Below are 17931 nucleotides of genomic sequence, written 5' to 3'. Positions count from 1 at the left end.
CCGGACCGTCACGCGGCGGAAATGATCGGGTAGCACTGCCTCCATGTACGGGGACTAGGCTGGGGCCACGCCCACAGGCCGAAGGCGTCCGCCGGCGAGAAGACGACTTCCCTGCGCGGACGGGAGCCCGGTGCCACCACCCGCTTTCCTCACAGCCCTGCCTTCCCCTCCCCCGTGGCTCGCTCATGTACTGCGGGCCCAGCGCGGCCCTGTTCCGTGGAACGCGGTGCTGCGCGGGGCCCTGGCCTCGCTGCCCCTGCTGGTGGCGGTGGCCGCCGACCGCCCGGCGTCGGGTGTCCCCGCCGCGCTGGGTGCGATGCTGGCCGGCATCAACGACCGTCCGGGCGGCAGGCGCGCGGCGGTCGCCCGGCTGGGTGCTCCGGCGCTGGCCGGTGGTGCGGGTCTGCTGTTCGGCTCCCTGCTCGCCGCGGCGGCCGGGCCCGGCCGTTCCCTGCTGCTGCTTCCGCTGGTGTTCGGGGTGCTGGGGCTGGCCGCCGGGGCGGTGAGCTCGACGGGGCCGGTCGCCTCGGCGTGCGGTACCCAGGTGCTGGTCGCCGCCGTGATAGGGGCGGGCATGCCGTCACCCGACCCGGGCCCGGTGCGCGCGCTGCTCTTCCTTGCCGGTGCGGGCTGGCTGCTGCTGATCCGTCTGGTGCTGCCGTCCCCGGGGCGGCGGGGCACGGGCCCGTTCCGGCTCGACGGGGAGCGCGAGGCGGTCGCCGCGGTGTACGAGGCGGTCGGCCGTCTGCTGGGGGCGGCGGGCGGCCCGGGGGCTCTGGGTGCGCGGTCGGCGCTGAGCGCCGCCCTGGACCGGGCGCAGGACGCGCTGTCGGGCCCTTGGTTGCGGCGCCACGCGAGCTCCGCGGCGGAACGGCGGCTGCACGCGCGGTATGCGGCGGCCTTCCCGCTGGCGGAGGCGGCGACCGCGCTGGCGTGGGCGGGTGCCCCGTTGCCGGACCGGGTCGTGGAAGGGCCGCGCAGGCTTGCGGACGCTGTCCGCGCGGGCGGCCCCTGCGGGGCGCTGCCCGCCCCGGCGCGTACGGATGCCGGGCTGCGCGCCCTGGACGACGCGCTGCTGGGTGCCGCCGCGGTCTTCGACCGCCCGTCGGGGGTGATACGTCGTCCGCACCGGACGCCCGGTCACATCTCGCTGCCGGCCGGGGCCCTGAGCGCCGCGGGGCGGGAGTACGGCCTGCGGGTCGCGGTGTGCTGTGCGGCGAGTACGTTCGTGGCTCAGTGGCTGCACCACACGCACTGGTACTGGCTGCCGGCGACCACCGTGTTCCTGGTCAAGCCGGATCTGGGGCCGTTGGCGTCCCGGGTGCTGTGCCGGGCGGCGGGCACGGTGGCGGGTGCGGCGGTCTTCGCCGTGCTGGTGCTGTTGCCGGCCGGTTCGGTGCTGCCGGCCGGGGCGGTCGTGCTGTGCGGGGCCCTGCTGCCGGTGGCCACCCGTCACTTCGCGGTGCAGACGGCGGTCGTGACCGTCCTCGTGCTGAGCCTGGTCGTGCTGGGCGGGGAGCCTTCCGCCACCTGGGGGCGGGTCGTGGAGTCGCTGCTGGCCTGTGCGACGGTGCTGCTGGTGGGCCATCTTCCGTTGCCCGGTCGGCGCGGCCACCGCGTACGGGCGGCTCTGGACGTGGCGGTGGCGGCCGCGCACCGCTACCTGGGGCATGTGCTGAACGCCCCGGGGGACGACACGGGCCGGGGCGAGCTGCGGCGTGACGCCTACCGTTCGCTGGCCGCGGCCCGAACGGCGATCGAGGTGTCGGCCGCGGAGCTGCCCGCGGTGGCGCGGCACTCGGCGGGTGCCGAGGGCGTGGCATGTGCCGTGGAACGGCTCGTCGACACGACGACGGCTTGCGCGGTGGAGCTGGACCACCGGTCCGCTCGGTTGCCCGCGTCGCACGCGGAGCGGCTCGCCGCGCAGCTGTCCGAGCTCGACCGGGCCCGCGCGGCGGTCCGCCTCGCCGTGCCGGCCGGATGAGGCCGGCCGACACGCCCCCGGGGGCGGCGAGGTGCACGGCCGCCCCGGGGCCACGGACGGCTTCCGAGTGCCCCGGGGCGACGGTCAGCGGCTGATCAGGGTGAGGGCGGTGCAGGTGCCGCTCACCGCTCCGACGGTCAGGACGGAGGCCGCCACGCAGCGGGCCCTGAGCCGTTCGTAGCGCTCGGTGTATTCGCCCCGCAGTTCGACGGCACGGTCGGCGATCCTGGTGAGCGACTCCCGGCAGAGGTCAACCCGGTCCTTCACGTAGACGCGTTCGACGTCCTCACGCTGGGCGGTGGTGAGCCAGGGCAGCTGTTCGGTGAAGCGGCCCGCCCGGCGGCGGGCCTCCTCGACCTCGGCGTTCCAGAGCAGATAGCCCTCCACCTGGGCCAGGCCGCGGGCACTCTCGTTGTCGGGTTTCACGCAGTCCTCCTCTCCTGGGTCCGTCGTCCCGGCTCGGATCTCACGCCTGCTTGTCCCCGGGGGCCACCGTCACGGACTCGTGCGGGCGGGTGGCCGCGTCGTCGAGGGCGCGAACCGAGGGGTAGTGCAGATCGAACGCGGGGGATTCCGAGCGGATGCGCGGCAGCGTGAGGAAGTTGTGCCGCGGGGGCGGGCAGGACGTCGCCCATTCGAGCGAACGGCCGTAGCCCCACGGGTCGTCCACCTCGACCTTCTTGCCGTACTTGCCGGTCTTCCACACGTTGTACAGGAAGGGGAGCATCGACAGGCCGAGCAGGAACGAGGAGATCGAGGAGACGGTGTTCAGTGCGGTGAAGCCGTCGGCGGCCAGGTAGTCCGCGTATCGGCGGGGCATGCCTTCGGCGCCCAGCCAGTGCTGTACGAGGAACGTGCCGTGGAAGCCCACGAACAGCGTCCAGAAGGTCATCTTGCCGAGCCGCTCGTCCAGCATCTTGCCGGTGAACTTCGGCCACCAGAAGTGGAATCCGGCGAACATCGCGAAGACCACGGTGCCGAACACCACGTAGTGGAAGTGCGCCACGACGAAGTACGAGTCGGACACCTGGAAGTCGAGCGGCGGCGAGGCCAGGATCACGCCGGTCAGACCACCGAAGAGGAAGGTGACCAGGAAGCCGACGGACCAGAGCATCGGTGTCTCGAAGGACAACGACCCCTTCCACATCGTGCCGATCCAGTTGAAGAACTTCACACCGGTCGGTACCGCGATCAGGAAGGTCATGAACGAGAAGAACGGTAGGAGTACCCCGCCCGTCACATACATGTGGTGCGCCCAGACGGTCACGGAAAGACCGGCGATGGCGATCGTGGCACTGATGAGACCCACATAACCGAAGATCGGCTTCCGGCTGAAGACCGGAATGATCTCCGAGACGATTCCGAAGAACGGCAGCGCGATGATGTACACCTCCGGGTGACCGAAGAACCAGAAGAGGTGTTGCCACAGCAATGCGCCGCCGTTCGACGCGTCGAAGATGTGTGCGCCGAACTTACGGTCGACCTCCAGCGCGAGCAGCGCGCCGGCCAGGACGGGGAAGGCGAGCAGGACCAGGACACCGGTCAGCAGCACGTTCCAGGTGAAGATCGGCATGCGGAACATCGTCATGCCGGGGGCGCGCATGCAGATGATCGTGGTGATGAAGTTGACCGAGCCGAGGATCGTGCCGAAGCCGGAGAAGGCCAGACCCATGATCCACAGGTCGCTTCCGACGCCGGGCGAGTGGACGACGTCGGTGAGCGGGGAGTAGGCGAACCAGCCGAAGTCGGCCGCACCCTGCGGGGTGAGGAAGCCGGCCACCGCGATGAGCGAGCCGAAGAGGTACAGCCAGTAGGCGAACATGTTCAGCCGCGGGAACGCCACGTCGGGCGCGCCGATCTGGAGCGGCATGATCCAGTTCGCGAAGCCGTTGAACAGCGGCGTCGCGAACATCAGCAGCATGATCGTGCCGTGGATCGTGAACGCCTGGTTGAACTGCTCGTTCGACACGATCTGCGTGCCGGGGCGGGCCAGCTCGGCGCGCATCACGAGGGCCAGTACACCGCCGAGAAGGAAGAACGCGAACGACGTGGACAGGTAGAGCGTCCCGATCGTCTTGTGGTCGGTGGTGGTGAGCCACTTGATGACCACGTTCCCCGGCTGCCTCGCCCGAACGGGCATCTCGTCCTGGTAGGCGTCATCGGCTTCCACCGATTCTGAGGGGCCCCTCGTCGTCACTGCGGCACTCCTTCGGTCGACGGCCGTTGCTGACTCGCCGACCAGGATGGACTCCCCCACGGCACTACCGCGCGACATCTCCGAGGACTCCGCACCCGTGGCTGGCAAAGGACACTCCATTGGCCGATGCCGGCCGCCCGCGTGTTGACGCCCCTCCTCAGTCCTCGGCCCAGTCGCGCATCGCCTGTTTCGAGGAGAAGTCGGCCACGTTCTTGTCGAGCGGGCTGTCGGTGTACTGGTGGATGCGCCAGGGCGCCTCGATGCGCGGTTTGCCCTTGGACACGTAGTCGGCGATCCAGAGCCCGTCTCCCGCGTACGAGGACGTGTCGTGGGTCCGCCAGAAGGTGCGGTTGCAGTAGAGCAGCACGCGGTGGTGGGGCCGCAGCCGTTTCACCTCGCGGATGAAGCGGTCCTTGTCCTTGCTGCTCGCCCATGTGCCGTCACCGGTCTGTTCCCAGTCGGCCGCGAGGAGGTCACCCGCCTTCTCCGGAGTCCGGGAGACGAAGTACTTCGCCTGGTCCTTCGCGTCCCCCGGCCACAGGAAGTGGTAGAAGCCGACGACGCAGCCCGCGTCCCTGGCGCGTTTGACCTGCCCGTCGAGTTTCGGATTGACATAGGAGCGGCCCTCGGTGGCCTTGATGAAGACGAAGTCCACCCCGTCCGTGTCGAAGTCCGTCTGGTGGGAACTGACATCGATGCCGTGCAGCACGGGCACCACCTCCGACTGAGCACTGTGATTCCGTTCGCTGTCCCATATGTGCCCGCGTGGTCGGCAGCCATCCGCACGCACACAACAGAACCGTTTCTCCACCCCGGAATAGTCACCGCGCGAGCGGAGTTGGTGATCCGGCGAGAGCCTTTACCCAACGCATTCGGTACCGGAAGGTCGGATCCATGAAGATCGGCATCATCGGGGCGGGCAACATCGGCGGCAATCTCACCCGGCGTCTCAGCGCGCTGGGTCATGACGTGTCCGTAGCCAATTCGCGCGGCCCCCACACGCTCAAGGACCTGGCCGAGGAGACGGGCGCCACCCCGGTCACCGCGGACCGTGCCGCCGACGGCGCTCAGGTCGTCGTGGTGACGGTCCCCCTCAAGGCCGTCCCCGACCTGCCGTCGGGGCTCTTCGACCGGGCGGCGGAGGGCGTCGCCGTCATCGACACGGGCAACTACTACCCGCAGCAGCGTGACGGCCGGATCGCCGCGATCGAGGAAGGACTGACGGAGAGCCGGTGGACCGAACAGCGGATCGGTCATCCGGTGGTCAAGGCGTTCAACGGGACGTATGCCCAGGACATCCTCGACAAGGGGCTCCCCCGGGGGACGGCCGGCAGGCAGGCCCTCCCGGTCGCGGGCGACGACGCGGCCGCCAAGCAGGTCGTACGCGAACTCATCGACGAGCTGGGCTTCGACACCGTGGACGCGGGCGGTCTGGACGAGTCGTGGCGCCAGCAGCCGGGGACGCCCGTGTACGGCAACCGGGGTGACGCGGACGCCATCGCCGAGGCACTGGCCAAGGCGTCGCGGGAACGGACCGCGGAGTGGCGCGCCTGACCGTTCCACCGGCCACCGGGCCCGTGCGACCGCGCCGAGACAGCCGCACGGGGCCCGGTGGCCCTGTCGCAGGCCGCTTCCGGCGCGCGATCGGGCGGGCGGGCGCCCGGGGCGTCACGTGCCGTGCCCCGGGCGCCCGGCGTCAGACGGGTTGGCCGACCGGCCGGACCACCACGGTGTCGACGTCCGTGCTCCGCGACGACTGCGGGCACGCCGGGGATTCCATCATTTCGAGCGGGCTCCAAGTCAAGGGCGCCCGGAAGCCGCAGGCGTCCCGGGGGCGAGGCTGTCCATGAAGGAGCTGACGGAGAACACCGCGCGCCCGGGGCCGGCAGGACCGTAACCGGGGGGCGAGGACAGCCCGTACTCCTCCATGGTGGAGCGGTAGGCGTCGAGCAGCCTGATGTGGTATTCGAGCGGTGCCCCGTCGGGGTTGGTCCTGCCGAGCGGCGTGGTGGGTTCGGGACACCAGGTGGTGAAGCGCGGTGTGATGCCGTTCGACATGAAGAACCTCAGGCCTTCTGTCGTGGAGGCGATGGCCTCGTCGACGGTGGTGAAGCCGGCGGGCTGGGCCATCTCCACACCGGCGACGAAGTTGGGGATGACGTTGCGGGCGCCGAAGACGTCCGCGGAGTCGAGGATGCGGCGGTGCCACTCGTCGCGGCCGACGTAGCGCTCCTTGCCCGGGCAGTACAGCTCGAACAGCCTGCGGTCCCACACCTCGTAGTTGGGGTGATAGATCTGCACGCCGTAGTCGTGGAAACGCTGGACGTCGGCCTTGGGCAGCGCCTGGGCGACGACCTTGCCGATCCACCGGCCGGGGAAGCGCTCCTCGATCGCCTTGGCGTACTGACCGTAGAAGTCCGCCTCGTCACGGCCCTGGATGTGCGAGGTGATCGCCCCGCCGGTGAGGGTGTAGGCCGTGGTCGTCCTCGCCGTGTCGTGGCGGTCGATGATCGCGAGGGCCTCCAGGACCTCCTCGACGTCCTTCACGCCCGTGTAGGGGCGGCCCGCCGCCTTGTGCTGGCGCCAGTTGTGGTTGATGTCGCAGTACTGGCACTCCTCCTTGGCGCCGAAGTACTGGCAGACCCGGAAGACCGTGAGATAGACCAGGTAGCCCCACTGGATGGTGGGCGCCACCTCCATCACGGACTTGCCGTTGTCCAGGGTGTGGCGGTAGTAGTCCGGCATCGGAGGCAGGCCGACGTCGCAGATCCGCACCCCGTCGAGGTACAGGCCGAGGACCCCGTCCTCCCCGGCCGCCACCCGGTACGGCGAGGCGGGGTTGACCCGCACCGACACCACCGTGCGGCGCAGGTCGTAGGAGCCACCGGTGAGGACGATCTCCTCGGGGGGCCGGCGCAGCGCGGCAGCGCCCAGCTCCGGCAGGGTGCCGTGGTCGAAGGAGAAGATGAAGTACGACTTCGGCTTGACGTCCCCGTGCTCGTTGTCGCTCAGCGCGGACTCGTCGAAGGCCATACCCCCGCGCAGCAGGTCTTCCTTGATCACCGCTTCACGTGGCACGTGCGGATACCGCTCCATGAGTCCTTCGACCAGGCGCGTGCGGTCGCCCGTGCCCGCACGGGCGGTGCGGGCGGGGCCGGTCTCGGTGGGACGTGCCATGTGCGGGCTCCTCTGGTCCGGTGTGCTGGACACTCCTGCGTGTACGCCACACTGTCCAACGAACCAGCACCGTCAACCGTTCGCACGTGATCCGTCCGGCCTGCCCGCCCGATTCCCGTCGGGGCCGGTCCGGGCGTGGACAGGGAGTGACCCCGATGCCGCGCACCATGTCCGTCTCGGACAGCATTCTGATCGACGCAGCTCCGTCGGTCGTCTACGAACACGTCAGCGATCCCACCGCGATGGGGCGCTGGAGCCCGGAGAACCAGGGGGCACGGGTGCTCGGCGGTCAGCGGGAGACGCACGTCGGCATGGTCTTCGAGGGCCGCAACAAGCGCGGCGCCTTCCGCTGGACCACGAGGTGCACGGTGACCGCCGCCGACCCGGGTGTGCGGTTCGCCTTCCGGGTACACGCGATCGGTGCCCGGCAGCCTCGGCTCCGGGGCGCCATCGCCCAGTGGGAGTACCGCTTCGAGGAGGCCGACGGCGGCACCCGGGTCACCGAGACGTGGACCGACGACCGCCGGACGTGGCCGGACGTCCTCGCCAACGCGTTCGACCGGGTCGCGACGCGCGGCCGCACGTTCGCGGAGTTCCAGCGGGGCAACATCCGTACGACGCTGGAGCGGCTCAAGGCGGCGCTGGAGGAGGCGGAGAGCGGGGGCCGGCCTGCGACGGACGGCTGACCCGGGGCGTCAGGCCTTTCCGGCGCCACCGTCTCCCCGGACGCCCGCCCAGTGCGAGGGCCGGGTCAGCGCCCCGGGGAGCCTGGTGCCGGTGTCGCCCTTCGCCGCGTTCAGCTGGGCCTGGGTGAGGAAGAGGGCGTCGGTGAGGTCGGCGCCGGACAGTTCGGCGTCCCGGAAGTCGGCGCCGATGACGTCGGCCAGCCGCAGGTCGGCGCCGCGCAGGTCCGCCGCGATCAGGAAGGCACCACGCAGGTCGGCGCCCCGCAGGTCGGCGCCGCGCAGCCGGGCGCCGATGAGATCGGCCCCCCGGTGGTTGCGCTTCTTGCGACGGTGGCCGCCGGCACGGACGAGCTCACTGGCACGCAGCAGCAGCGCGGCGATCCGCTCGCGGTGTGCCGACACGTCCAGTTCCGCGAGTTCCCCGGCCGGGGACGAGGTGAGGGCTTCGGTGGTCGCGAGTGCGGCGCGCAGCTGGGGGCGGAGGGGTACGGCGGCGGGCAGGGTGAGGGCTTCGGTGAGGTACCAGAGCAGTTCGTGGAGCTGCCGCATCACCGGGAAGGCCCGGAACATCTGCCGGGCGGTGTCCGGCCGGCGCCGCCAGTCCTCGCCCTGGTAGGTGTGCTGGGAGATCTTCTGACCCGCGCCGAAGCAGTCGTACACCGTGCACCCGGGGAACCCTTCCGTCCTGAGCCGGGTGTGGATGCCGCAGCGGAAGTCGTCCCGAAGGTTGCGGCACGGCGTACCCGCGTCCTTGTCGACGGCGAAGTCCGCCGACGCGGTCAGGGTCAGCGCGACACAGCACAGCCCGAAGCAGTTCGCGCAGTCGGCTCGCAGATCCGCCCGCTCGATGGCGGGCACTGTCGGGTCGGTGTCGGGCACGTGCTGGTTCCTCCGGGTGCGTCGCTGGAGGCAAACCCTATCGGGCGGTCGCCGTGCCTGTGTTCCGGTCGCTGTCAGTGGGCCGGCGCAGACTGGGAGGCGGAGTACCGGACCGGCGAGGGGACAGGATGTGGACGACTCGCGGGAGGCGTCGTTCGAGCCGTCCACCGGGGACGGCCCGCCGCTGTCGGAGCCGCCCGAGAAGCGGGCCGCGGCGGTGCGGACGGCGTTCGAGGGGCTGTTGCAGATCCGGCGGCTCACCCGGGCGGGGCATCCGGACCCCGAAGGCGTGCCGGCCGAGTGGGAGTTGCACAGGCCGGTGCGTGCGGTGGCGCTCGCCCTGGAGGCGGCGGGGATTCCCGCGTCGGCGACCGGGCCGTCCGGTGAGCGCACGGCCGCCGGGTACCGCGTGTGCGCGGGCGAGGCGCCCGGCTCGGTGCGGGTGGAGTGGGCCGGTCCGCCGGGAAGCGGGGCGGCGCACGACGAGGAGGAGGCCTTGGGCCGGTGTCTCACGGTACTGCGGGCGGCGGGCTGGACGCCGTTGCTGTACCGGGGCCCGAAGCGACGGCGCTTCCTCGAGGTCGAGCCCCCGGCCGGAACAGGGCGTGCGCGGGGGCGTTGAGCCGCTCTCCGTACCGTTCACGGGGCATTGTCAGACCGCTGGGGGATGCTTGACGGTCCGACACCTTCGACCGGGAGATGCTGAGATGCGCCATGACGAAGTGATCGCGGCCCAGGCGTACGTGCGGTTACTGGAGGCGACCCGCGCGGTGCTCGCGGATCCGGCCGACGCGCCGTTGTACATGCCGCTGCTGGCCTCGCCGATCGAGGAGGCCGACGAGGCCCTGGGACGCGCGGGCCTCGCGGGGAACGAGGACCGGTTGTTCGCCCTGGTGCGGACGCTCGTACCGGGTGCGGCGGCGCCGGGCCGCTGAGTCCGGCGCGTGACCGCGGCGGCACCGGTTACCGGGGGGGTGGTTAGGCGGCCGCTCGGATCCCGGCAGCGCCCGCCGCGGTCGCGGCGTGCTGCCGGGAGGCGCCCCCTCGCCCCGGTCCGAGGTCACCGGTGTTTTCGCACGCCTCGGTGAATTGATTCAAATCCTGCGGAAACTTGGCCAGCGGCTTGACGGACATGCTGACGAAACCTAGCGTACGTCCCGGATGAAACGATTCATGCTCCCGTTCACGCAGCTCACGTCCTCGATCGCGACCGGTCGCCGGACGGCTCTGATCACGAGGTGTTCATGTCTGATGTGTCGGCCGTCAAGGCGGCTCTGAAGTCGCAGGTCATCGAGACCCCGTCCTGGGGCTACGGCAACTCGGGGACGCGGTTCAAGGTGTTCGCGCAGGCCGGCGTACCCAGGGACCCGTACGAGAAACTGGCGGACGCCGCGCAGGTCCACAGGTACACCGGTGTCGCCCCGAAGGTGTCGCTGCACATCCCGTGGGACAGGGTCGAGGACTATCCGGCGCTGACCCGGCACGCGCGGGACCTCGGACTGCGGATCGGCACGATCAACTCCAACGTCTTCCAGGACGACGACTTCAAGCTCGGCTCGGTGACCCACCCGGACCCCACTGTGCGGCGCAAGGCCGTCGACCACCTGCTGGAGTGCGTCGACATCATGGACGCCACCGGTTCCCCGGACCTCAAGCTGTGGTTCTCGGACGGCACCAACTACCCGGGCCAGGACAGCATCACGGGGCGTCAGGACCGGCTGGCCGAGGCCTTGGCGGAGGTCTACGAACGGCTCGGCGACGACCAGCGGATGCTGTTGGAGTACAAGCTCTTCGAGCCTGCGTTCTACACCACCGACGTCCCGGACTGGGGCACCTCCTACGCCCACTGCCTCAAGCTCGGCCCCAAGGCCAAGGTGGTGGTGGACACCGGTCACCACGCACCTGGGACCAACATCGAGTTCATCGTGGCGTTCCTGCTCCGCGAGGGGAAGCTGGGCGCCTTCGACTTCAATTCGCGTTTCTACGCCGACGACGACCTGATGGCAGGCGCCGCCGACCCGTTCCAGCTGTTCCGCATCATGCACGAGGTGGTCGCGGGCGGCGGGCTGGAGGCACGTACCGGCGTCAACTTCATGCTCGACCAGTGCCACAACATCGAGGCCAAGATCCCGGCGGTCATCCGCTCGGTCACCAACGTGCAGGAGGCGACCGCCAAGGCCCTGCTGATCGACGCCGACGCACTGGCCGCCGCCCAGCGCTCCGGAGACGTCCTCGCCGCCAACGGCGTGCTGATGGACGCCTACAACACCGATGTGCGACCGCTGCTCGCCGAGGTACGCGAGGAGATCGGCCTGGACCGCGACCCGTTCGGCGCCTATCTCGCCTCGGGCAACCAGGAGCGCATCGCCGCGGACCGGGTCGGCGGCGAGCAGGCCGGCTGGGGTGCCTGAACGCCCCTCCCCCGTTCACCCCGCGCGTCCCGCCCCTTCCCGCCCCCGCCCCCGTCCCCGTCCCGCGAAGGAACCCTCATGACGTCCGCGACGCACGCCGAGGTCGCCGCCCTCCTGGAGCGCGCGCACCGGATCGGCGCCGATCCGCGCAACACCAATTACGCCGGTGGCAACACCTCCGCCAAGGCGACGGAGAGGGACCCCGTCACCGGAGGCGAGACCGAGCTCCTCTGGGTCAAGGGGTCGGGAGGCGACCTCGGCACCCTCACCGAGGCGGGGCTCGCGGTGCTCCGGCTGGACCGGGTGCGCGCGCTCAAGGACGTCTACGCGGGGGTGGACCGCGAGGACGAGATGGTCTCCGCGTTCGACTACTGCCTGCACGGCAAGGGGGGTGCCGCCCCCTCGATCGACACCGCGATGCACGCCCTGGTCGGGGCGGCCCACGTGGACCATCTGCATCCGGACTCCGGCATCGCACTGGCCTGTGCGGCGGACGGCGAGAAGCTCACGGCCGAGTGCTTCGGTGACAAGGTGGCCTGGGTGAGCTGGCGCCGGCCGGGATTCCAGCTCGGGCTCGACATCGCCGCCGTCAAGGAGGCCAACCCGCGGGCGGTCGGGGTGATCCTCGGCGGTCACGGCATCACCGCCTGGGGGGACACCTCCGAGGAGTGCGAGCGCAACGCGCTGTGGATGATCCGCACCGCCGAGACCTTCCTGACCGAACACGGCAGGGCGGAGCCGTTCGGCGCCGTGCTGCCCGGCCGGGAGCCGCTGGCCGAGGAGGCGCGGCGGGAGAGGGCCGCGGCGCTCGCACCGGTGATCCGCGCCCTGGCGTCCACGGACCGCCCGCAGGTGGGACACTTCACCGACGCTGAACCGGTGCTGGACTTCCTCTCCCGCTCCGGGCACCCCCGTCTCGCCGCCCTGGGGACGTCCTGTCCGGACCACTTCCTCCGTACGAAGATCCGCCCGCTGGTCCTGGACCTGCCGTCCGACGCGCCGCTGGACGAGGTGACCGACCGGCTCGGGGTGCTCCACGAGGAGTACCGCCGGGCTTACCGCGCCTACTACGAACGGCACGCCCTCCCTGACTCTCCCCCGATGCGCGGGGCGGACCCGGCCGTGGTGCTGGTACCGGGGGTCGGCATGTTCTCCTTCGGCAAGGACAAGCAGACGGCGCGGGTCGCCGGAGAGTTCTACCTCAACGCGATCAACGTGATGCGGGGTGCCGAGGCGGTGTCCTCGTACGCGCCGATCGAGGAGGCGGAGAAGTTCCGCATCGAGTACTGGGAGCTGGAGGAGGCCAAGCTCCGCAGGATGCCTCCGCCGAAGGCCCTGGCCACCAGGGTCGCGCTGGTCACCGGTGCGGGCTCGGGCATCGGCAGGGCCGTGGCGCGGCGGCTCGTCGCGGAGGGGGCCTGTGTCGTCGTCGCGGACCTGAACGGCGAGAGCGCGGCGGCCGTCGCCGAGGAGCTCGGCGGACCCGACAAGGCCGTCGCCGTGACCGTGGACGTGACCGGCGAGGAGCAGATCGTCGACGCGTTCAAGGCCGCCGCGCTCGCATTCGGCGGGGTGGACCTCGTCGTGAACAACGCGGGGATCTCCATCTCCAAGCCGTTGCTGGAGACCACGGCCGAGGACTGGGACCTCCAGCACGACATCATGGCGCGCGGTTCCTTCCTGGTGTCGCGGGAGGCGGCACGGATGATGCGGGCACAGGGGCTCGGCGGTGACATCGTCTACATCACCTCCAAGAACGCCGTGTTCGCGGGCCCGAACAACATCGCGTACTCGGCGACCAAGGCCGACCAGGCGCACCAGGTGCGGCTCCTCGCCGCCGAGCTCGGTGAGCACGGTATCCGGGTCAACGGTGTCAACCCGGACGGTGTGGTGCGGGGTTCGGGGATCTTCGCCGCGGGGTGGGGCGCCCAGCGCGCGGCGACGTACGGCATCGAGGAGGAGAAGCTCGGCGAGTTCTACGCCCAGCGCACGCTCCTCAAGCGTGAGGTGCTGCCCGAGCACGTCGCCAACGCAGTGTTCGCGCTGACCGGTGGCGACCTGACCCACACCACGGGCCTCCACATCCCCGTCGACGCCGGTGTGGCGGCGGCCTTCCTGCGCTGAGCGCACGTGGCGCCGCCCCCGGACGCGGTTCACCGGACCGCTTCCCAGGACGGCGCCGCCTGAACGGATGAGTTCTCATGTCTGCGACTTCACGAGAGGACCCGGTGTTCGCCGCGGTGGACCTCGGTGCCACCAGCGGGCGGGTCATCACGGGCAGGGTCGGTCCCGGCGAGCTGGTCCTGACCGAGGCGCACCGCTTCGCCAACGTCCCGGTGCGGCTCCCGGACGGCCTCCGCTGGGACGTGCTCGCGCTGTACCAGGGGATGCTGGACGGTCTGCGCGCGGCGGCGCGGAGCGGGCCCGTCGCCTCTGTCGGCATCGACACCTGGGCGGTGGACTACGGTCTGCTGGACGCGGACGGGGCGTTGCTCGGTATGCCGTTCCACTATCGCGACGACCGCAACGGCCCGGCCGCCGCGCAGGTGCTGGCCGGTGTCGGCGCCCGCGAGCTGTACGAGGTCACCGGGCTCCAGCACCTGCCCTTCAACACCGTCTTCCAGTTGGCCGCCCATCGCTCCACGGCGCAGTGGGGGGCGGCACGGACGCTGCTGCTCATGCCCGATCTGCTGGTGTACTGGCTGACCGGGACGGTGGGGGCGGAGGTGACCAACGCGTCGACCACGGGCCTGTTCGACACACGGGCCGGACGCTGGTCCGACGCGCTGATCGGCCGGCTGGGGCTGGAGCGCACGCTCTTCCCGGCGCTGCGGGAACCGGGTTCCCGGGCGGGGACCCTGCTGGCGCAGGCCGCCGACTTCACCGGTCTCGCCCCGGACACGCCGGTGACGACGGTCGCCTCGCACGACACCGCGTCCGCCGTCGCCGCGGTGCCGGCGCGGGAGCCCGGTTTCGCCTACGTGTCGTGCGGCACCTGGTCGTTGGCGGGTCTGGAGCTGGACGCCCCGGTGCTGACCGAGGAGTCACGTGCCGCGAACTTCACCAACGAGCGCGGGGTGGACGGTACCGTCCGCTATCTCCGTAACATCATGGGGATGTGGCTCCTGGAGGAGTGCCGTCGCACCTGGGCCCGGCAGGGGCACTCCCCCGGCCTCGGCGCACTGCTCGCGGAGGCGGCGCGCGCACGGCCGTTCGCCGCGGTGGTCGATCCCGACGATCCGGTGTTCCTGGCCCCGGGGGACATGCCGTCGCGGATCGACTCGGTGCTGGCCCGTACGGGTCAGGCGGTGCCGGACGGGCCGGGAGGGTATGTGCGGTGTGTGCTGGAGAGCCTGGCGCTGGCCCATCGAAGGACGCTGCGCCGGGCGGCGGCACTGGCGGGCCGCGAGCTGACCCACGTCCATCTGGTCGGGGGTGGCTCGCGCAACGAACTGCTGTGCCGGTGGACCGCGGATGCGACCGGTCTGCCGGTCACCGCCGGGCCCGCCGAGGCGACCGCGCTCGGCAATGTCCTGCTGCAGGCCCGGGCCCACGGGCTGGTGGGCGACCTCGGCGGCCTGCGTCGGCTGGTCGCCTCCACGCAGGAGTTGCGCCACTACGCGCCCCGGGGAGACCTGGGTGCCTGGGACCGGGCGGCGGAACGCCTGGAGGCGGCACGGGGCTGAGCACTCCGGCACCCGCGCCGCCTCCCTGCGATGACGCCTCACGGCAGGGTCAGGAGGCGGCGGCGTGCAGACCGAGTTCTCCCGCTCCGAGCGGTTCGAAGTGACGGGCGACATCGGCCTCGGTGACGTCACCGAGCTGCGCGGGGTTCCATTTGGGGGCACGGTCCTTGTCGATGATGCGGGCCCGCACCCCTTCCACCAGGTCGTGGCCCTCGAAGGCGCGGCAGGAGACGCGGAACTCCTGGTCCAGTGCCGCTTCCAGCCCTCCGAGCCGCCGGGCCCGGCGCACGGCTTCGAGGGTGACCTTGAGCGAGGTGGGTGACAGGGTCCGGAGTGAGCGCGCGGTCTCCTCGGCCGCCGGCAACCCGGTGTGTGCGAGCCGGTCGATGATCTCCTCGACCGTGTCCGCGGCGTAGCAGTCGTCGATCCACGCGCGGTGCTCCGCGAGTTCCGGGGCGGGTGCCGTACCCCCGTACCGCCGGACCGTCTCCGGCACATCCGCGGGTGCGGTGCACCGGGAGAGCGCCTCGACGAGGTCGGACAGCCGGGCGGAGGGGACGAAGTGGTCGGCGAGCCCGCACGCGAGGGCGTCGGCGGCGTTCACCGGCCTGCCGGTGAGGGCGAGGTGGGTACCGAGCTCCCCGGGCGCGGCGCCGAGCAGATGGGTGCCGCCGACGTCGGGGACGAAGCCGATGCCGGTCTCGGGCATGGCGACGCGGGAGCGTTCGGTGACGACGCGGACGTCACCGTGGGCCGAGACGCCGACGCCGCCGCCCATCACGATGCCGTCCATGAGCGCCACGTACGGCTTGGGGAACCGGGCGATCCGCGCGTTCAGCAGGTACTCGTCGCGCCAGAAGTCCACGGAGGCGCGCCGGCCCGCACGGGCGTCCTGGTAGATCGAGCGGATGTCGCCTCCCGCGCAGAGTCCTCGTTCGCCGGCGCCGCTGATCACGACGGCGACGACCGAGGCGTCGGCCTCGGCCTGGGTGAGGGCCTCGTCGATGCTCCGGACCATGGTGTGGGTGAGGGCGTTCAGTGCCCTGGGGCGGTTGAGGGTGATGTGCAGGGTGTGGCCCTCGGTGTGCAGCAGGACGGACTCGTCGTCGTTCATGTGGTGCGCTCCGGTCAGCCGTGGGTGGTCTCCGTGGGCCATTCTGCGATGCCCGTCCCGGCCTCCCGGAGCCGGGTACGCCGGAGGTCCTGCCGGAGCCGGTGCGGCGTATCCGACTGTCGGTCCAGGACCGTTCCGGTGTCCGGCCGCGACGGTGTGCTCCCGGCGAGACGTCGACGTCCGGACGCGGTCTGCCGCTGCTCGACGCGGTCACCGCACGGTGGGGCGTCGAACCGCGTGGGGAGGGCAAGGCCGTGCGGTGCGAGATCGGCCCGGTGCCGGGGCGGCAGGCCAGGGGGGAACGCGACGGGGGCGTACCGCATCCCATGTGATGCGGTACGCCCCCTCACGGCCTGCCGTCATGTGCCCGGCCGGCCGGTGTGCCGTGACGTCAGTGCTGTGTGGCGCGGCGCTTGCGGACGGACCACAGGATGCCGGCGCCCGCGAGCAGGACCGCTACTGCGGCTCCGCCGATGACGGGCGTGGCCGACGAGGAGCCGGTCTCGGCCAGGTCGCCCTCGCCGGTGCTGGGCTCGGCCGGGGCGGGTGCGGCCTCCGAGGCGGTCTCACTCGGCGTGGCGCTCGGCTCGGGCGTCTCGGTCGCCGGAGGCTCGGTCGCCGGGGGCTCCGTGCTGGGGGCCGGGGAGGACGGCTCCTCGGACGGAGGGAGGTTCTCGTCGCACACCGGGGACGTCTTGGTGCCCTTGAACGAGTACCGGTCGCTGTCGCCCGCCTTGACGACGAGGCTGACGGTCAGTTCCTTGTCGTGCGGCGGCAGCTTGAGAGGCGTCTGGGTGCGGTACTCCCGACCGAACTTCGTGGTGGGAAGCAGCTCGTCACCGCCCTCGATGGAGACGGTCACCTCGTTCTCGGCGGAGGCCGAGTAAGCCGTGAGGTTGAGCGTCACTTCGGTGCAGGTCACGGCCCAGGTGGGGGTATGAGCTGCGGCCGGTGAGGCGAACACGATTCCGCCTGCCAGGCCGGCAACCGCGGCGGCCGCGAACACGCCCGCGCCACGCCGCGATCTCCTGGGTATGGTCATGGATTCTTCCTCCGTACGGATTCACCGCCCAGATGGCGGTGGAGCGCACAGTACTGCCCCCGCTCCCCGGGACCCCACCCGCCCCGGGCGCCTCCGTCGGGACCAACCAGCCGCAGAACACCCCGACTTACGACATGACGGACACCCAGACTTCCGGCGGCGCGCGGCCCCGCGGCCCGAAGATGGCCGGAAGGTGCCGCTGGCATGAGGACGTCGCGGGGGCATGAAGGTCCGAAGACGGCTCTCAGAGCGCCTTGTGCATGATGTGCAGTCCGACATAGCCGTGTGTGGGGTGCTTGAAACCTTCGGGCAGGGTGCCCAGCACCTCGAAGCCGAGTGAGCGGTAGAGCCCCACGGCACGGGTGTTGGTCTCCACGACGGCGTTGAACTGCATGGCGCGGTACCCCTGCGCACGGGCCCACTTCACGGTGTACTCGCACAGCGCCCGGCCCACGCCGCGACCCGAGTGGTCGGGGTCCACCATGTAGCTGGCGCTGGCGATGTGCGAGCCGTTGCCCATGTGGTTGCGGTTCATCTTGGCGGTGCCGAGGACGGTGCCCGTGTCATCGACCGCGACGACCACACGGCTCGGCTCGGGGACGAGCCACCAGCCACGCGCATCGTCCTTCCCGAGCCGCAGGGGGTAGGTGAAGGTCTCCCCGGCGCGGACGATGTCCCGGAAGAAGGGCCAGATGGCAGGCCAGTCGTCCTGGGTGGCTTCTCTGATCAACATGGACGCCAACATGATGCCCCTG

Annotated in this window: 16 protein-coding genes and 1 pseudogene; 9 read left to right on the top strand and 8 right to left on the bottom strand. The window is 71.2% G+C overall.

Annotated elements, in window-relative coordinates:
• The first annotated feature begins 226 nt into the window (after positions 1-226).
• The gene (locus SACTE_RS32025; protein WP_014050178.1) at positions 227-1984 is read left to right on the top strand and encodes an FUSC family protein; all 1758 of its coding nucleotides are present in this window, start codon (positions 227-229) and stop codon (positions 1982-1984) included.
• 84 nt (positions 1985-2068) lie between these two features.
• Here SACTE_RS32025 and SACTE_RS32020 read toward each other — a convergent pair whose 3' ends face one another.
• From SACTE_RS32020 to SACTE_RS32010, 3 genes are all read right to left on the bottom strand, one after another.
• Complete coding sequence (locus tag SACTE_RS32020) at positions 2069-2410, bottom strand: hypothetical protein (RefSeq protein WP_014050177.1); 342 nt, start codon at positions 2408-2410, stop codon at positions 2069-2071.
• Positions 2411-2450: 40 nt separating this feature from the next.
• Positions 2451-4181, bottom strand: a complete 1731-nt coding sequence (gene ctaD / locus SACTE_RS32015; RefSeq protein ID WP_014050176.1) for a cytochrome c oxidase subunit I — start codon at positions 4179-4181, stop codon at positions 2451-2453.
• A gap of 157 nt (positions 4182-4338) precedes the next feature.
• Complete coding sequence (locus tag SACTE_RS32010) at positions 4339-4890, bottom strand: glycoside hydrolase family 25 protein (protein ID WP_014050175.1); 552 nt, start codon at positions 4888-4890, stop codon at positions 4339-4341.
• A gap of 161 nt (positions 4891-5051) precedes the next feature.
• On the opposite strand from SACTE_RS32010, the gene SACTE_RS32005 reads away from it, so the two are divergent.
• Positions 5052-5735, top strand: coding sequence for an NAD(P)-binding domain-containing protein (locus SACTE_RS32005; RefSeq protein ID WP_226995247.1), 684 nt, complete (start codon positions 5052-5054; stop codon positions 5733-5735).
• Between the two features lie 246 nt (positions 5736-5981).
• Here the strand turns inward: SACTE_RS32005 and SACTE_RS32000 are convergent, their stop codons facing one another.
• A complete protein-coding gene (locus SACTE_RS32000; RefSeq protein ID WP_014050173.1) occupies positions 5982-7358 on the bottom strand; it encodes a radical SAM protein in 1377 nt (458 codons plus the stop codon).
• A 155-nt stretch (positions 7359-7513) separates the two neighbouring features.
• On the opposite strand from SACTE_RS32000, the gene SACTE_RS31995 reads away from it, so the two are divergent.
• Positions 7514-8044, top strand: coding sequence for an SRPBCC family protein (locus tag SACTE_RS31995; RefSeq protein ID WP_014050172.1), 531 nt, complete (start codon positions 7514-7516; stop codon positions 8042-8044).
• Positions 8045-8053: 9 nt separating this feature from the next.
• Here the strand turns inward: SACTE_RS31995 and SACTE_RS31990 are convergent, their stop codons facing one another.
• The gene (locus tag SACTE_RS31990) at positions 8054-8923 is read right to left on the bottom strand and encodes a pentapeptide repeat-containing protein (protein WP_014050171.1); all 870 of its coding nucleotides are present in this window, start codon (positions 8921-8923) and stop codon (positions 8054-8056) included.
• Positions 8924-9053: 130 nt separating this feature from the next.
• On the opposite strand from SACTE_RS31990, the gene SACTE_RS31985 reads away from it, so the two are divergent.
• The 5 genes from SACTE_RS31985 (at position 9054) to SACTE_RS31965 (ending at position 15020) form a co-directional block, all read left to right on the top strand.
• A complete protein-coding gene (locus tag SACTE_RS31985) occupies positions 9054-9545 on the top strand; it encodes a hypothetical protein (RefSeq protein ID WP_014050170.1) in 492 nt (163 codons plus the stop codon).
• 85 nt (positions 9546-9630) lie between these two features.
• Complete coding sequence (locus tag SACTE_RS31980) at positions 9631-9858, top strand: hypothetical protein (RefSeq protein WP_014050169.1); 228 nt, start codon at positions 9631-9633, stop codon at positions 9856-9858.
• A 309-nt stretch (positions 9859-10167) separates the two neighbouring features.
• On the top strand, positions 10168-11334 hold the full coding sequence (rhaI, locus tag SACTE_RS31975; RefSeq protein WP_014050167.1) for an L-rhamnose isomerase: 1167 nt from the start codon (positions 10168-10170) through the stop codon (positions 11332-11334).
• A 78-nt stretch (positions 11335-11412) separates the two neighbouring features.
• A complete protein-coding gene (locus tag SACTE_RS31970) occupies positions 11413-13458 on the top strand; it encodes a bifunctional rhamnulose-1-phosphate aldolase/short-chain dehydrogenase (RefSeq protein ID WP_014050166.1) in 2046 nt (681 codons plus the stop codon).
• Between the two features lie 77 nt (positions 13459-13535).
• Positions 13536-15020, top strand: coding sequence for a rhamnulokinase family protein (locus SACTE_RS31965; protein WP_014050165.1), 1485 nt, complete (start codon positions 13536-13538; stop codon positions 15018-15020).
• Positions 15021-15069: 49 nt separating this feature from the next.
• On the opposite strand, the gene SACTE_RS31960 is transcribed toward SACTE_RS31965, so the two are convergent.
• Positions 15070-16134, bottom strand: coding sequence for an enoyl-CoA hydratase/isomerase family protein (locus tag SACTE_RS31960; RefSeq protein WP_014050164.1), 1065 nt, complete (start codon positions 16132-16134; stop codon positions 15070-15072).
• Between the two features lie 77 nt (positions 16135-16211).
• Between SACTE_RS31960 and SACTE_RS35300 the strand changes: the two are divergent.
• Positions 16212-16466 (top strand): annotated as a pseudogene (locus SACTE_RS35300) (protein phosphatase); the annotation flags it as partial.
• Positions 16467-16525: 59 nt separating this feature from the next.
• Here SACTE_RS35300 and SACTE_RS31950 read toward each other — a convergent pair.
• Together SACTE_RS31950 and SACTE_RS31945 are read right to left on the bottom strand one after the other, a co-directional pair.
• The gene (locus SACTE_RS31950; protein WP_014050163.1) at positions 16526-17176 is read right to left on the bottom strand and encodes an LAETG motif-containing sortase-dependent surface protein; all 651 of its coding nucleotides are present in this window, start codon (positions 17174-17176) and stop codon (positions 16526-16528) included.
• Positions 17177-17420: 244 nt separating this feature from the next.
• Positions 17421-17909 (bottom strand): GNAT family N-acetyltransferase, encoded by a 489-nt coding sequence (locus SACTE_RS31945; RefSeq protein ID WP_019993724.1) that lies wholly within the window; start codon positions 17907-17909, stop codon positions 17421-17423.
• Positions 17910-17931 lie beyond the last annotated feature (22 nt).

The organism is Streptomyces sp. SirexAA-E (genome assembly GCF_000177195.2).
Taxonomy (GTDB): Bacteria; Actinomycetota; Actinomycetes; order Streptomycetales; family Streptomycetaceae; genus Streptomyces; species Streptomyces flavovirens.
This window is presented reverse-complemented; position numbering and strand designations above follow the sequence as displayed.